Origin of the sequence: Pseudomonas imrae (assembly GCF_046352735.2) — a bacterium.
Taxonomy (GTDB): Bacteria; Pseudomonadota; Gammaproteobacteria; order Pseudomonadales; family Pseudomonadaceae; genus Aquipseudomonas; species Aquipseudomonas imrae.
The window spans coordinates 809,232-824,469 of sequence record NZ_CP110853.2; the positions used below are offsets into that span (position 1 = coordinate 809,232).

At 58.3% G+C, this 15,238-nt stretch carries 14 protein-coding genes; 6 read left to right on the plus strand and 8 right to left on the minus strand.

All coding sequences use genetic code 11. The features are described 5' to 3' along the window. Positions 1–141: 141 nt before the first annotated feature. The 3 genes from OQ460_RS03545 (at position 142) to OQ460_RS03555 (ending at position 3,470) form a co-directional block, all read left to right on the plus strand. On the plus strand, positions 142–600 hold the full coding sequence (locus OQ460_RS03545; RefSeq protein WP_410020523.1) for a GNAT family N-acetyltransferase: 459 nt from the start codon (positions 142–144) through the stop codon (positions 598–600). Between the two features lie 104 nt (positions 601–704). Continuing rightward, positions 705–2,177: a PLP-dependent aminotransferase family protein gene (locus OQ460_RS03550; RefSeq protein WP_410020524.1), complete on the plus strand. Its 1,473-nt coding sequence runs from the start codon at positions 705–707 to the stop codon at positions 2,175–2,177. A 99-nt stretch (positions 2,178–2,276) separates the two neighbouring features. After that, positions 2,277–3,470, plus strand: a complete 1,194-nt coding sequence (locus tag OQ460_RS03555) for a benzoate/H(+) symporter BenE family transporter (RefSeq protein WP_410020525.1) — start codon at positions 2,277–2,279, stop codon at positions 3,468–3,470. An 85-nt stretch (positions 3,471–3,555) separates the two neighbouring features. Here the strand turns inward: OQ460_RS03555 and OQ460_RS03560 are convergent, their stop codons facing one another. Together OQ460_RS03560 and dapF are read right to left on the minus strand one after the other, a co-directional pair. Beyond that, positions 3,556–4,053 (minus strand): AAA family ATPase, encoded by a 498-nt coding sequence (locus OQ460_RS03560; protein ID WP_410020526.1) that lies wholly within the window; start codon positions 4,051–4,053, stop codon positions 3,556–3,558. 14 nt (positions 4,054–4,067) lie between these two features. Further along, positions 4,068–4,871, minus strand: coding sequence for a diaminopimelate epimerase (gene dapF, locus OQ460_RS03565; RefSeq protein WP_410020527.1), 804 nt, complete (start codon positions 4,869–4,871; stop codon positions 4,068–4,070). 282 nt (positions 4,872–5,153) lie between these two features. On the opposite strand from dapF, the gene dctP reads away from it, so the two are divergent. From dctP to dctM, 3 genes are all read left to right on the plus strand, one after another. Next, the gene (gene dctP / locus OQ460_RS03570; RefSeq protein ID WP_410020528.1) at positions 5,154–6,149 is read left to right on the plus strand and encodes a C4-dicarboxylate TRAP substrate-binding protein DctP; all 996 of its coding nucleotides are present in this window, start codon (positions 5,154–5,156) and stop codon (positions 6,147–6,149) included. 64 nt (positions 6,150–6,213) lie between these two features. Then, a complete protein-coding gene (locus OQ460_RS03575) occupies positions 6,214–6,846 on the plus strand; it encodes a TRAP transporter small permease (RefSeq protein WP_410020529.1) in 633 nt (210 codons plus the stop codon). Continuing rightward, complete coding sequence (gene dctM, locus OQ460_RS03580) at positions 6,843–8,126, plus strand: C4-dicarboxylate TRAP transporter large permease protein DctM (RefSeq protein ID WP_410020530.1); 1,284 nt, start codon at positions 6,843–6,845, stop codon at positions 8,124–8,126. Before OQ460_RS03575 ends, dctM begins: the two co-directional genes overlap by 4 nt. Positions 8,127–8,131: 5 nt before the next feature. Here dctM and OQ460_RS03585 read toward each other — a convergent pair whose 3' ends face one another. From OQ460_RS03585 to OQ460_RS03610, 6 genes are all read right to left on the minus strand, one after another. Beyond that, the gene (locus tag OQ460_RS03585; protein ID WP_410020531.1) at positions 8,132–8,521 is read right to left on the minus strand and encodes a DUF1850 domain-containing protein; all 390 of its coding nucleotides are present in this window, start codon (positions 8,519–8,521) and stop codon (positions 8,132–8,134) included. Next, entirely contained in the window at positions 8,518–10,545 is a 2,028-nt protein-coding gene (locus tag OQ460_RS03590; RefSeq protein WP_410020532.1) for a TRAP transporter permease, read from the minus strand. Before OQ460_RS03590 ends, OQ460_RS03585 begins: the two co-directional genes overlap by 4 nt. A 73-nt stretch (positions 10,546–10,618) precedes the next feature. Then, positions 10,619–11,572 (minus strand): TAXI family TRAP transporter solute-binding subunit, encoded by a 954-nt coding sequence (locus tag OQ460_RS03595; RefSeq protein WP_410020533.1) that lies wholly within the window; start codon positions 11,570–11,572, stop codon positions 10,619–10,621. A gap of 243 nt (positions 11,573–11,815) precedes the next feature. Further along, on the minus strand, positions 11,816–12,724 hold the full coding sequence (locus OQ460_RS03600) for a copper resistance protein B (RefSeq protein ID WP_410021920.1): 909 nt from the start codon (positions 12,722–12,724) through the stop codon (positions 11,816–11,818). Between the two features lie 57 nt (positions 12,725–12,781). Then, positions 12,782–14,527, minus strand: a complete 1,746-nt coding sequence (locus OQ460_RS03605) for a copper resistance system multicopper oxidase (RefSeq protein WP_410020534.1) — start codon at positions 14,525–14,527, stop codon at positions 12,782–12,784. Between the two features lie 268 nt (positions 14,528–14,795). Continuing rightward, positions 14,796–15,221, minus strand: a complete 426-nt coding sequence (locus OQ460_RS03610) for an N-acetyltransferase (protein WP_410020535.1) — start codon at positions 15,219–15,221, stop codon at positions 14,796–14,798. Positions 15,222–15,238 lie beyond the last annotated feature (17 nt).

The window sequence follows — 15,238 nt, forward strand, 5'->3', positions numbered from 1 at the left end:
GCTTGGCCCGGCATTTCAGCGCGCGCGCGGGATTGGCCTGCTCGAGGCAACTGAAGTGGTCGGTTGCGAGCAGGCTGCAGAACCTACCATTGCACTGTCCCGATCCGGCCCCGGTTTCGGTTTTTTCAGCAGGAGAGTGCAATGGGTAATGATCTACAGACCGTGACCGTGCGAGCGATTCGGCCCGACGACTACGAGCAGTGGCTGGCATTGTGGCTGGCGTATCAGGACTTTTATGAGGTCACGCTGCAAGAGGCCGTATCACGGTGTACGTTCAGTCGCTTTTTCGATCCGGATGAGCCGGTGTCGGGTTTCGTGGCTGTTCAAGGTGAGGATCTGGTGGGGTTGGTCAATGCCGTCCTGCATCGTTCAACCTGGACGGTTGCCGATTACTGCTATCTGGAAGACCTGTATGTCGCGCCCACTGTCCGTGGTGGCGGGAGCGGCAAGATGCTAATCGAACAGGTCCGCGATTTCGCTCGGCAACAGGGTTGCTCACGCCTGTATTGGCATACCCACCAGACCAACAAGCGCGCGCAAAAACTCTACAACTGGGTCGCCGAGGATTCGGGCTTTATCGAGTACCGCATGACGTTGTAACGCAACGCTCGTCCTGCACCGCCGATATTGCACATGGACATATCGGCGATGCCGAACAAAGATGTGGGGTTTGGCGCGCCGTCTTTTTCATACCTGGCAACTACATGACTCAAAACCTCGAGTTGGACACCCTCAAGATTCGTCTCGCCGAGCCGAAAATCGCCGCGCTGGATTTACGTGTGCGTGTGCAGCGTGTGCTGCGCCAACTGATCCTGGAAGGCGTCCTTGCGCCGGGCAGCCGCCTGCCCGCGACGCGTACGCTTGCACGCTCGCTGGGTATCTCGCGGGACACCGTAGAGATTGCCTATGTGCAGTTGCAACTGGACGGTTACCTCTGTCGGCGCGAGGGCTCGGGCAGCTTTGTTTCGGAAAAGATCGGGCCTGGCCTGCGGGGTGTGCGCCAGCGCAAACCGGTGTCAGTGAACGTGGCCCCCACGCTCAGTGTCCGGGGCGCGGATATTCTTGCCAGTGGTGGAGTCAACGACCAGCAAGTAGTCAAGGCCTTTGCCACGGGCTTGCCGGAAACCCGCACCTTTCCCGTCGGTACCTGGGAGCGGCTGCACCGCCAGACGCTGAAGGACTACCCGCCAGGCCTGTTGTTGCACGGCGACCCGCAAGGCGCCGAACCTCTGCGCCAGGCCATCGCCAATTACCTGAACCTGGAGCGTGGGGCACGGGTTACGCCTGACCAGGTGTTGGTGTTGTCCAGTACGCGCCAGGCCCTGTATTTGTGCGCCCAGGTCTTGGTCGATGCCGGCCAGCCGATCCTGATGGAAGACCCAGGCTACTTTGGCGCACGCAAGGCTTTCGAAATGGCCCAGCTCAAGGTCGTGCCGATTGCGGTGGATGAGCAGGGCTTGTGCATCGATCAACTGCGCGCCGACCGCAGCGGCGCCAACACCGTGTACGTGACGCCGTCCCATCAATATCCCACCGGAGCGACCCTCGCCTTGGAGCGACGGCTTGAACTGACGGCCTGGGCCGCCGAGCGCCAAGGCTGGATTATCGAGGACGATTACGACAGCCAGTTTCACTACGAGGGTTTGCCGACGGCCTGCGTGCAGGGGCTGGACCGCTACCAGCGCACGCTTTACCTGGGCACGTTCAGTAAGTCGCTGTACCCCGGCTTGCGCATGGGGTTCATGGTGTTGCCGCCGCAGTTGGTCAAACCGATGACCTACGCGCGCAGCATTCTCGATGGGCACACCCCACAGATCGCCCAACTGACGCTGGCGCGCTTTATGAACGACGGGCATTTCGGCAGCCATATCCGTGCAATGCGCAAAATCTACGGCGAGCGCCGCGATGCAATGGCGCACGCTGTCCAGCGCCATTTGAGCGCGGTCGTCACGGCCAGTTTGCCGCCGGGAGGTTTACAGCTGCCCTGTTTGCTGAACGAGGGATGGACAGAGCTCGAGACCATTCGCCAAGGGGCGCGGGTGGGTATCCAGTTACCAGGGCTCAGTCGTCTCTACGCCAAGCCACCTGCCACAGGCGGTTGGCTATTGGGCTTTTCGGCGCTGGCGCCCAGTGAAATCGAGGTGGCTGCCCGGACGCTGGCCAAGGCGCTCAGATAACGGGATGTGGTCTGGTAGATAGTCAGGAAGTGGACTGAAAGGGTGATCCATCGAGAGTTAGCCTTGGCGCCCTCAATCCTCCCAGCCAAGGCCGCCTTCATGAGCCAACCAGCTAAAAGACTGCTTCTCAGTGACTTCATTTCCCCTTCCATCAGCGCGCTGATTTCGGTGATCGTCAACTACGCCGGGACCTTCATCCTGGTGTTCCAGGCCGCGCAATTGGCGCAACTCAGTGCAGCGCAAACCGCGTCCTGGGTCTGGTCGGTAAGCATCGGGGTGGGCGTGACCGGAGCGTGGTTGAGTTATCGCTACCGCGCGCCAATCATCACGGCATGGTCGACCCCGGGCGTGGCCTTCCTGGCGACGGTCATGCCCTTTACGCCTTACGCTGAAGTGATCGGCGCATATGTCATGTGCGCTGCCGGTTTTGTGGTGCTGGGCCTGTGCGGCGCTTTTGATCGGTTGGTGCGGTTGATCCCTGGCGGCATTGCCGCTGGCTTGCTGGCCGGTATCCTGTTGCAGTTTGGCGTGGCAGCGTTTGGCGGTGCCAGCGCCGATCCGGTACTGGTGATTATCCTGGTGGTGTCTTACGCCGTGCTGCGGCGTTTCACTTCGCGCTATGCGATGGTCGGGATTTTGTTGATTGGCCTGGCATTGCTTATCGGTCAGCAGCGCATTGATTTGAGCGGCGTCGAACTGCAGCTGGCGGCACCGGTGTTTCAGATGCCGCACTTTTCCGTCGGCGCATTGCTGGGCGTTGCGTTACCCCTGTTCGTAATCACCCTCACCGGGCAATACATCCCCGGCATGTTGGTGCTGCGCAACGACGGCTTCAGTACCAGCGCCAATCCGATCATCACCGCTACCGGGCTGGGTTCGCTGCTGATGGCGCCGTTCGGCGCGCACGCCTTCAATATTGCCGCGATCACGGCGGCGATCTGCACCGGCCGCGACGCCCATGAAGATCCGTCCAAACGCTATATCGCGGGGCTGGTGTGCGGCGCGCTGTATATCACCGTCGGCATCTTCGGCGTTACGCTCGCAACGTTATTCATGGTTCTGCCGCGTACCTTTATCACGACGTTGGCAGGCCTGGCCTTGCTCGGCGCAATCGGTTCGAGCCTGGCCGGTGCGATGGCCGACACTCGCACGCGGGAAACGGCGCTGATCACTTTTTTGGCGACAGCCGCCAACGTCTCCTTGCTGGGAGTCGGGGGTGCGTTTTGGGGGTTGGCGGCGGGATTGTTGGTGCATGTGCTGATTCACGGTGGGCAAAAGGTCGCCTTGGACTGATGGGTGCTTGCCACTCCCACAATCATTTTTCACGTTTGTTAAGGGAAGATGCTCAACACGTTATGTGACAAAGAGCGCCGTGACGTCATGTACACCGTCGGGTAATCAGTTGCACCGCCTTGGCTGCGGACGTCACGGCCGTGTCTAGCGTCAGCGGCGCGTTATCCCAGGCTTCATAGTCATGTTCCAATACCGATTGCCAGGTAGGAGGCACCAACCCTGCAATATCGCCCTGCCTGTTTTCCACGCGTCGTCGGTGCTCCTGTTGATCGGAGCAGATCACCTGGATATTCAACAACGAGCTCCCGCAACTTGCGGCTATATCGCGCCAGGCCTGTCGGCTTTCAGCTACGGGGTTAACGCAGTCGACCACGACCCGGTTACCTATTCGCAGGTTGCTTCGGGCCAGCTCATTGGCCACCCGATAACCGCTGCGCCCTACGTCCTGCGCCAGCACCTCGGCATTGCGGATGGCTTGTTCAATGGTGTCGATCCGCAGATACACGGCGCCTATTTGAGTCGCCAGGTTTTGCGCAATCGTGGTCTTTCCGGTGCCCGGAAGACCGCTGAAGACGATAAGCATTGCATCCCCTGCAATCAGCTGTGGATAAATGTTCCCGAAAACGTCGCCTCAACCGGGCCGCTGAGCAATACCGGGCCGGTGCCGCTCCATTGGACCGTCACGGTTCCGCCATCGCACTGGACCTCAACGCAATCATCCAACAAACCACGACGGATTCCGTTGACGACTGCGCCACACGAACAGGAGCCTGAGCCTTGCGGTATGCCACCGCCGCGTTCCCAGATACGTAGCCGAACATGCCGGCGGTTGATGATCTGCACGAAGTGCACATTTGTCTTGAGCGTAAACAAAGGGTGGGCTTCGATAGCCGGCCCGATGTTCGCGATATCGAGGGCCGCCAGGTCATCGACAAAGTAGGTGCAGTGCGGGTTGCCCATGCTACACGCGGCGGGCGTGCCTTCCAGTGGCAGGAACGCGGTATCCAGCTGCCGGGCCAGGGGAATGTCCGACCATCCGAAACGCGCCTCGCCCATGCTGACAGTAATCGTGCCGGTTGCAGCGCGTTCGCAGGTATGCAGGCCGCGGACGGTGCGCAGAACCACCGACGTTTTGTTTGATTCACACATCAGCCTGGCTGCCACACCCCGCGTAGCGCTGCCACATACCTCCAGCTCGGAACCATCGGCATTCCAGAACATCACGCGGGCCGCTGCATCATCGCAATCGAGCATTACGGCGAGTTGATTGAAGCCGATCCCCTGGATTCGATCGCCCATGCGCCGGGCAAGGGCGGCTGTCATGGGATTGGCTGAGTGCCGCGCATCGACAATGACGAAATCGTCGCCATTGGCGTGCATTTTATGAAAGCTCAGCGGCATGCTTGGTACCTGAGAGGAGCGAGAGGGCAGCAGTTTCACCGCGATCTGGCCCCATCCGCTAGATATTTGCAACGGGTTTTAGCCGCGGGTGGTCTCCAGGGCTTCGCTTGCCTATGTTGTAAGAAAATATTGCAATGGCGGTGCCGCACAACTGCAAGTCTTATAACTAACCCACTTGTCACGGCTCAAGTGGCCGTTTTCTGCCTAGACTTGCTTCGTCTGTCGTGCATATGCTTCCAGAGCATTTAACGGCACAAAAATAAAAACACCAGGAGTTTCCCAATGTTCAAACCTATGTGGAAAGCAGTCGTCTGCGCCCTGGCGCTTGGCGCCATGGGCCCGGCCATGGCCGCAGACCCGATCGTCATAAAATTCTCCCACGTCGTTGCAGAGCAGACGCCCAAGGGCCAGGGGGCGCTGTTGTTCAAAAAACTGGTGGAGGAGCGGCTGCCGGGCAAGGTCAAGGTCGATGTCTACCCCAACTCCTCCTTGTTTGGCGATGGCAAGGAGATGGAGGCCCTGTTGCTCGGTGACGTGCAGATGATTGCACCGTCGCTGGCCAAGTTCGAGCATTACACCAAGACCGTTCAATTGTTTGACCTGCCCTTCCTGTTCGACGACATCACCGCAGTTGATCGCTTCCAGCTCAGCCCCCAGGGCCAGGGACTGCTCAAGTCCATGGAAGACAAAAATATCACTGGCCTGGCTTATTGGCACAACGGGATGAAGCAACTGTCTGCGAACAAGGAGCTGCGGTTGCCCAAGGATGCCCGTGGCCTGAAGTTCCGGGTGCAGGCGTCTGCGGTGCTGGAAGAGCAATTCAAGGCGGTTAACGCCAACCCGCGCAAAATGAGTTTCGCCGAGGTGTACCAGGGCTTGCAGACGGGGGTGGTCAACGGTGCGGAAAACCCGTACTCGAACATCTACAGTCAGAAAATGCATGAAGTGCAGAAGTACATCACCGAATCCAACCACGGTGTACTCGACTACATGCTGATCACCAACACCAAGTTCTGGAATGGCCTGCCACCCGACATCCGCACCGAGCTGGACAAGATCCTGGTTGAAGTCACCGCTCACGTTAACAACGAGGCGGCTCAACTGAACCAGAAAGACAAACAACGCATCCTCGACGCCAAGACCACCCAGATCATCACCCTCACGCCTCAAGAGCGCGGCGAATGGCGCGACAAGATGAAGCCGGTATGGAAGAAGTTTGAAGGTGACATCGGTGCCGATCTGATCAAAGCCGCCGAAGCCTCCAACAAGGCTCAGTAATGGGTGGCCGGTGCTGCCGCGTTGGCAGTGCCGGCCTGTCGTCCCCCTGCAGGAGATGTCATCCATGAACGCCCTTCGGCGCATCTGGGAACACTTCGAGGAAGGTTTCATTGCTTTCCTTCTGGCCACCATGACCCTGGTTACATTCGTCTACGTGGTGCTTAACAACCTCTACACCGTTTTCTATAGCCTCGGCGACAACTGGCCAGCCGCCAGCGAGCCGGCGTTTGCCATTGGCGACGGCATCATGAGCCTGGCCCAGGCGATGACCTGGAGCAGCTCGCTGACCAAGGCCTTGTTTGGCTGGCTGATCTTTTTCGGCTTGTCGTACGGCGTGCGCACGGCTGGCCACATCGGCGTCGATGCATTGGTGAAACTGGCAAGCAAGCCGGTACAGCGCTTTATCGGCGTCATCGCGTGCCTGTGCTGCCTGACCTACGCCGGGATGCTCGCTGTCGCCAGTTATGAGTGGATCAATACCCTGATGATTGCTCAGATCGGCGCCGAAGATCTGGGCCACTTTGGCATCATGCAATGGCACATCGGCCTGATCGTGCCGGTGGGCTTTACGTTGGTGTTTATCCGGTTTGCCGAAATTCTCGTACGCATCCTGATGAATCGTCAGACAGGCCTGGGCCTGGCCGATGAAGCGGCTCAAGCCATCAAGCTGACTGAACACGAGGAAGACAAGCCATGACTATTGCCTTCCTGTTCGTAGCGCTGTTCGTGCTGATGTTTATCGGTGTGCCCATCGCTATTTCGTTGGGGCTGGCCGGTTCGCTGACGATCATTTTCTTCAGTCCGGACTCGGTGCGCTCCCTGGCGATCAAGCTGTTCGAAACATCCGAACACTACACGTTGCTGGCGATTCCGTTCTTCCTGTTGGCCGGTGCGTTCATGACCACCGGCGGCGTGGCGCGGCGGTTGATCGACTTTGCCAACGCGTGCGTCGGACATATCCGCGGCGGCCTGGCGATTGCGGCGGTGCTGGCCTGCATGCTGTTTGCCGCGCTGTCGGGCTCAAGCCCGGCAACAGTGGCGGCGGTCGGTTCCATTGCCATTGCCGGGATGGTGCGCTCGGGTTATCCACAGGCGTTTGGCGCGGGCATCGTGTGTAACGCCGGTACCCTGGGCATCTTGATTCCACCGTCGATCGTGATGGTGGTCTACGCCGCTGCGACGGAAACCTCGGTGGGCAAGTTGTTCATGGCCGGCGTGATTCCCGGCCTGCTGCTGGGGTTGGCGTTGATGGTGGCAATCTACATTGTCGCGGTGAAGAAAAACCTGCCCGCCATGCCACGTGCGACATTGCGTGAATGGCTCGGCACGGCGCGCAAGGCGATATGGGGCCTGTTGTTGATGGTCATCATCCTCGGCGGAATTTATTCGGGAATGTTCACCCCCACCGAAGCCGCTGCGGTGGCCGCCGTGTATTCGGCGTTTATCGCCTTGTTCGTCTACAAAGACCTGACCATTCGCGAAACCCCGAAAGTGCTGCTGGAATCGGCCAAGCTGAGCATCATGCTGATGTTCATCATTGCCAACGCCATGCTGTTTGCTCATGTGCTGACCACCGAGCAATTGCCGCAACAGATCACCGCGTGGGTGATTGACGCAGGTCTGACTCCGGTGACCTTCCTGTTGGTCGTGAACATCGTGCTGTTGATTGCCGGGGCGTTTATGGAACCCTCGGCAATCATCCTGATCCTGGCACCGATTCTGTTCCCCATCGCCATGCAGCTGGGTATTGACCCGATTCACCTGGGCATCATCATGGTGGTGAACCTGGAGATCGGCTTGATCACACCTCCAGTGGGGCTGAACCTGTTCGTGACCTCTGCCGTGACAGGGATGACACTGCCGCAAACCATCAGGGCTGCTGCGCCTTGGCTGATGATTCTGCTGACGTTCCTGATGCTGATTACCTACGTGCCGTGGATTTCCCTGGCGCTACCAAACTGGCTGGGTATGAACTGATGCCTTCAAGAGCCCATCCAGCAACTCCATAGCTCTATTGAGGATGGGTTGTTGACAGGAGGGCCTAGCCATTCGCTCATCGCGTGGCAGCGCTGAGCGAAGCACAACTGGTAGTCACCTGCCTGCGGGGTGCGTCCAAGTTTCAAAGGCTGCAAGGGCGGCAGTTGGCGCTGATAGTGCCAACTGCCGTTTTCCAGCCTGGCCCCAGGGGGGATTTCCATGCCTGCGCCATTTCCCTTGACCCTGGCTTGCGTTAGCACCAGTCCTTGTTGCGAAACGTTGTAGTCTTCTTCCCAACGAACTTTTTCTATCGTGTGATCCCAGCCCAGGGTGAAGCTGGAGACGGGGAGTTGCGCCCACACCACGCCCGCCAGCCCCAGGCACAAACCCATCATGCCTGGGCAAGCCCGGCCCGGCGCGCCCGCCAGACATGTTGAACTATCAGCAAGATACCCAGCATGAAACCGATCTCGTCAGTTATCGGCAGCGCGACGACCAATAAAGCACCTGCGGCAAAGCACAAGAAGCGCTCCCATGCCGGCATTTTCTGTTGTAGATAGCCGGTGGACGCCATGCCCCAGAGGCCAATGGCCAGTGTGGTCTTCACCAGCATGTAGGCCGTCATCCAGTAATTGTCGCTTTGCATCATCAGTGCTGGGTTGTAGACCGCCATGAATGGAATGACAAACCCCGCCAGGGCAATACGCACCGCCCACAGGCTGATCTTGAAGCCTTTTTCCTTGGCGATGGGCGCTGCGGCAAAGCATGCGAGCGCAACTGGCGGAGTGAGGTCGGCAAGGATGCCGAAATAGAACACGAACATGTGCGACACGATCAGCGGCACCCCCAGTTCCAGCAGGGCAGGCGCGGCAATCGAACTGGTGATGATGTAGTTGGGGATCGTCGGGATCCCCATGCCCAGCACCAGGCAGGTAATCATCGTCAGTATCAGCGACAGCAACAGGTTGTCCCTGCCGATGGCCAATATGTAGCCGGCAAAGGTCGATGCTATTCCGGTCAATGACACCACGCCGATGATGACCCCCACCAACGCGCAGGCAATCCCCACCGGCACGGCATGCCGAGCACCCTCGACCAGCGCGTGCAGGCAAATATTCAGGGTTTCCCGACCGCCCTTGATGAACCAGCAAATGAGCACCAGTGTGGCGATGACGGCAAAGATCACACCGATCCCCAACTGGAAGAATCCGACGCAGAGAATCCCCAGGGCAATCCAGAACGCGCACCGCAACGCAAAGCTGGAGACCCTGAGAATAATGGCCGAGCCGAGAATGACGATGGCCGTCAATGCCAGCCCGACCATGCCGGAAAACAGCGGGGTACGTCCGGAAAACAGCAGGTAGACTAGCACCAGAAGCGGAATCAGCAAATACCAGCTTTCCTTTACCGCGCCCCAGGCGCTGGGGCACTGGTCTTTGGGCAGTCCTTTAAGGTTGGAGCGTTTGGCCTCAAGGTGAACCATCCAGAACACCGAACCGAAATACAGCAAGGCGGGAATCAGCGCTGCCTTGGCGATTTCCACGAAAGGTACATTGATGGTCTCCGCCATGATAAAGGCCACCGCCCCCATCACAGGTGGCATCAATTGGCTGCCCATGCTGGACGTCGCTTCCACGCCGCCCGCAAACGCTGCCTTGTAGCCGAAGCGTTTCATCAATGGAATCGTGAACTGGCCGGTCGTCACGACGTTCGCGATGCCTGAGCCCGTTATCGTCCCCATCAAGGCCGATGACACCACCGATACCTTGGCCGGCCCACCCAGTTTGTGGCCAAACAGGCCCATCGCGAAGTCAGTGAATAACTTGATCATGCCCGCCTGTTCGAGAAAGGCACCGAACAGAATGAACAGGAAAATATAGGTCGCCGAAACATAGGTCGGTGTGCCGTACAGGCCTTCAGTGCCGAATGACAGCTGGTTGATGATTTGATCGAAGCCGTAGCCGCGATGGGCCAGGTCACCTGGCAAGTATTCACCCAACAGGCCATAAGCCAAAAACACGCCACAGATAACCGGCAATGCGATCCCCATCACCCGGCGAGCGGCCTCGAACACTAATACGATCAGTATCAGCCCAATCACCATGTCTGCAGGCGTCAGGTCCCCCGAACGCTGGATCAAATCCGCCTCGAAGTACCATTGGTACGCGGCGGTGGCAATCGCGGCGAGGCTCAATAGCCAGGCCAGCGGCTGCCAGGGCCGGGCTTGCCCATGCGCGGGATAACTCAGGAACACGACCCACAACAAAAAACCGACATGCACCGCGCGCAGCACCTGGCTGGAAACAGGCGCAAATGCCGCAGTGACTATCTGGAAAATAGAGAACAGCAACGCTACATAGAACAGCGTTTTTGGCCAGTCGCGCGGGTTCGCCGCGATGCCTTGATGATCTACGCTCATTGGGAACCTGCCTTAGAAAACTACAGGGAAGGGGAGGTCGCTGCAGCGACCATCCCCGTGGCGGGTTGTTGGGTTACAACGCACCCACTTCCTTGTAATAGCGCTCGGCGCCGGGATGCAGGGGAATAGGCAGGTTCTTCGCAGCGTTTTGCAGGTTGATGTCCTTGGCTGCCGAGTGGGCGTTACCCAGGCGCTTGAGGTTGTCGAACATCAGCTTGGTCATCTGGTAGGCAACTTCATCTGGCACATCGGCGTGTGTCACCAGAATATTGGTGATCGCCACCGTCGGCACGGGTTCGGGTTGGCCGTCATAGGTGTTGGCGGGAATCTGGGTGGGCAGATAGGCGGCGTTGCCAATTTTCGTCACGACCTGCGCGGGGATGGAGACGTAGTTCAGTGACATGGTTGAAGCCAGGTCACGGATGGCCGCCATCCCCAGCCCCGAGGACTGCAATGTGGCGTCCAGTTGACGGTTCTTGATCAGCTCGACCGACTCGGCAAAGGGCAGGTATTGGACTTTTTTCATATCATCGTAAGTCAGGCCTGCGGCCTTGAAGATTGCACGAGCGTTCAGCTCGGTACCGGACTTCGGGGCGCCGACGGAGATGGTCTTGCCTTTCAGGTCGGCCAGGGTCTTGATGCCCGACTCTTTGTTCGCAACGATTTGGATGTAATTCGGATAGGCACCTGCGATGGCCCGCAGCTTGGTCAGCGGCGTCTTGAACCCGGCTTCTTCGACCCCGTTTTTTGCATCAGCCACAGAATCCCCAAGCGCAAAGGCCAGCTCGCCACGACCGGCTTGTAAAAGGTTGAGGTTCTCAACCGAGGCTTTGGTCGCCTGGACTGAGGTCTTCGAGCCTTCAATCCCTTCGCTGTAGATTTGTGACAGCCCGACACCGATAGGGTAATAAACCCCGCTGGTGCCCCCTGTCAGGATGTTTATGAACACGGGTGCGGCATTGGCTGCACACGAGATTGTCAACGCAGCCGTGGCGGCCAGGAGGCTGAGGGGTTTTTTTATGCGCATGGAAAGAGCTCCGTCTTGTTATGGCTTTATGCAGAGTCTTCCTACTGTAGTCGAAATCAACGCATGGGTGGAGGCTGGCTCGGCCTGTTGAAGAGCTGTTATCTCCAGAGCTTGGCTCACCGGATAGGAGCATGCAGGCCAAGTAACAAGAAACCCGGAGATAACCTGAGGGTGATGCATATAGCCATATGGCGAAGAGCAGTGTTGAAGGGCATCACCAGGAGCCGGAGTCATTTGCGAGGGTCAAAACCACATACGAACACCCGCGACGAAACGCGTTTGGTCATCATCCCCACCCTCGTCACGAACCAGGTCCGCAGTCTTGCCGTAGGAGCGGCTCCACGAGATACCTATATATGGGGCGAACTGGCGGACGATCTCGTAGCGCAAACGTAATCCGACCTCGGTGTTGGCAAGCCCGGAACCGACGCCGCGCAGGGGATCATTCTTGCCATAGAAATTCGCTTCGGCAGTTGGCTGCAGGATGAGGCGATTGGTCAACAGAATGTCGTATTCGCCCTCCAGTCGCGCTGCAGTTTGCCCATTTTCACCAATGAAGGCGGTCGCCTCGGTTTCGAAGGCGTAAAGCGCCATGCCCTGGATGCCAAAAGCAGCCCATGTTTGAGGTGATTCAGGCTTGAAGTCCTGGCGCACACCGGCGACCACGTCCCACCAGGGGCCAATCGCTCGTCCGTAGAGGAGCTGCAACTCGGCATGCTCGGTTACGCCATTTGTGCGCTCGCCTTCAGAGCGAAACCAGAGCCGGTTGATATCGCCGCCCACCCAGCCAGAGGCATCCCATGCCAGGGTGCTGCCTTCATCCGCGTCCTGATACTCGAGTTGATCGAGCAAAAAGAAACTATTAATGCCGCTGTCGTGTAGCTGGTGCCCGGGCAGCGGTGGAAAAGCCGCCTTGCGGTCAGCATCTGTCGGCACCGGGATAGGCGTGCGACTGGTAGTGGGTGGCTTTTGAGCGGCGCCGTGATTCATCTTCGAATGATCCATGGCGCCGTGATCCATCCCCTTCATGCTGCCTTGGGGTGAGCCGTGGTCCATCTGCATGGAACCGTGACCCATCGCCGAGTGATCCATCTCTTGGGCTTTCTGCGCCGCTAGCGAAGAGGGCGCATATACCGCAAGCAGCCCTGTCATTGTGGCAGCGCAGAACAGTGCGCTTTGTTTCATCTGATGGCTCATTTGCGATCTCCTTTACTCGTCCACACGGACTTCCCGGAACATGCCCATTTCCATATGCAGGAGCAGATGGCAGTGATAGGCCCAACGCCCCAAGGCGTCAGCGGTGACGCGATAGCTGCGTTTGGAGCCCGGTGGCATGTCGATCGTGTGTTTTCGAACCAGGAAGTTACCGTTCTCATCCTCCAGGTCACTCCACATGCCGTGCAGATGGATCGGGTGCGTCATCATGGTGTCGTTGACCAGCGTGATGCGTAGCCGCTCGCCATATTTGAGAAGCAGGGGCTGAGCATCGGAGAACTTGATCCCGTCGAATGACCAGGCAAACCTTTCCATATGACCTGTCAGGTGCAGTTCGATGGTGCGGCCAGGCTCGCGACCGTCTGGATCAAGGAAAGTGCTGCGCAGGTCCGAGTAGGTCAGCACGCGGCGACCGTTGTCACGCAGACCGATTCCCGGATCGCTTAATTTCGGCGTTGGCATCATTGTCTGCATGTCGACCAGAGGGTTATTGGTCTCGGAAGCTGGGTGAGCCTGCATGGTCGCCCCCATGCCTGACATGGATGAGTGATCCATGCCCGTCATCTTGCTATGGTCCATGGCCGGCATGGCGCTATGGTCCATTGCTCCCATGTTGCCGTGATCCATACCCATGTCGTTCATTGAAATCAGTGGGCGCGGATCGACCTGCGGAACGGGCGCTTGCAGCCCTTCGCGCACAGCCAAAGTGCCGCGGGAATAACCGGTGCGGTCCATCGATTGCGCAAAGATGGTGTAGGCCTGTTCATCCTCGGGTTCTACGATGACGTCGTAGGTCTCCGCCACGGCGATGCGGAACTCGTCGATCCTTACCGGTTTGACGTACTGTCCATCCGCAGCGACTACCGTCATCTTCAGGCCTGGAATACGCACATCGAAGTACGTCATGGCCGAGGCGTTGATGAAGCGCAGGCGTACCTTTTCGCCCGGCTTGAATATGCCGGTCCAATTGCCATCCGGCGCCTGGCCATTCATCAGGTAGGTGTAGGTAGAGCCGCTGACATCTGCCAGATCGGTCGGGCTCATCTTCATTTCGGCCCACATCTTTCTATCTGCCAGTGCGGCCGACCAGCCCATTTCACTCACATCAGTGACGAAGTCGCCGACCGTGCGCTTATGGTGGTTGTAGTAATCAGACTGCTTTTTGAGCTTGGACATTACCTTGGCCGGGTCTTCATCAGTCCAGTCGCTCAGCAGCACTACATAGTCCCGCTCATAGGCGAACGGCTCGGGCTCCCTGGCGTCAATGACCAGCGCTCCGTATACGCCAATCTGCTCCTGGAGCCCGGAATGACTGTGATACCAATAAGTGCCGTTTTGGCCGACCTTGAATCTGTACTCGTACATGCCATCCGGCGCGATACCGTGAAAGCTCAGCCCAGGCACCCCATCCATGTTCGCCGGCAGGATGATCCCGTGCCAGTGGATCGAGGTGTCCTGCTTCAAGCGGTTGCGCACACGCAGGGTGACCGTGTCACCTTCGCGCCATCGTAGAACCGGACCGGGTAACGATCCGTTGATCGCCATGGCTGTACGCGCTGCACCGGTGATGTTTACCGGCAGTTCACCGATGTAAAGATCAAAATCAGTGCCTGTCAGCACATGGGGCTGGCCTGGGCTGGTAATGGCCCAGACCGGCGTGCGCCACATGCCTAATCCACCAAATATTGCGGTGGCGGCCAATCCTTTGACGAATGATCGCCGAGTGGTTTTGCTATGCATGCCGTTGTGTCCAGTCAGTCAGATAGTCGCTGATTACAAGGCTGATGTATTTGCATAACTCGGCCTCGGCAGGTGTCCCGCATAGCTCTTTGCCGACGTTTGCAACTGCACAAATCGTGGCGTTGGCGGGGAACATGAAATTGCCATATATCGGGCGCAAGAGTGATTACATTTCTGTCAGGTCAACTCGGCAGTTCTCATGCTTGTTGTGTTTATGGGGGGAGCTGTGCTGCGGCCAGAGCACATTGCGCTGCGGTGGCTAAACAGGTCAGGCGCACCAGCGCATCAGTTTCTCCAGGTGGCCGGTGTGTTCGTCCGGTTGTTCGTCGAGCACTACAAAGCCTTGGCTCTGGTAGAAACCGATGGCGGGAGTATTTGCCGAATACACCGTCAACTGAAGAATCGACCTGGAGGCCATGGCGTCGGTGAGTAGCTGCTTGCCGATACCGTGTCCTTGGCGCTCGGGTGATACGAATAGCGCCGCGAGCGTGTCTTGATGGACAGAGTAGAATCCTGCGACCGAGCCCTTTTCCTCAAACACGCGGGACATGGCGCCGGGCAGGTAGATCTCACGCATTGCTTCAAGCTGGTTACACCAGAATTCGGCGGGTATGAAGTGATGCGCCTGGATAGACGCTTGTAGCCAGATATCCAGTACTGGCTCCAGGTCACGGTTTTGTATGTCGCGGATCATGAGCCTTCAACGATTGA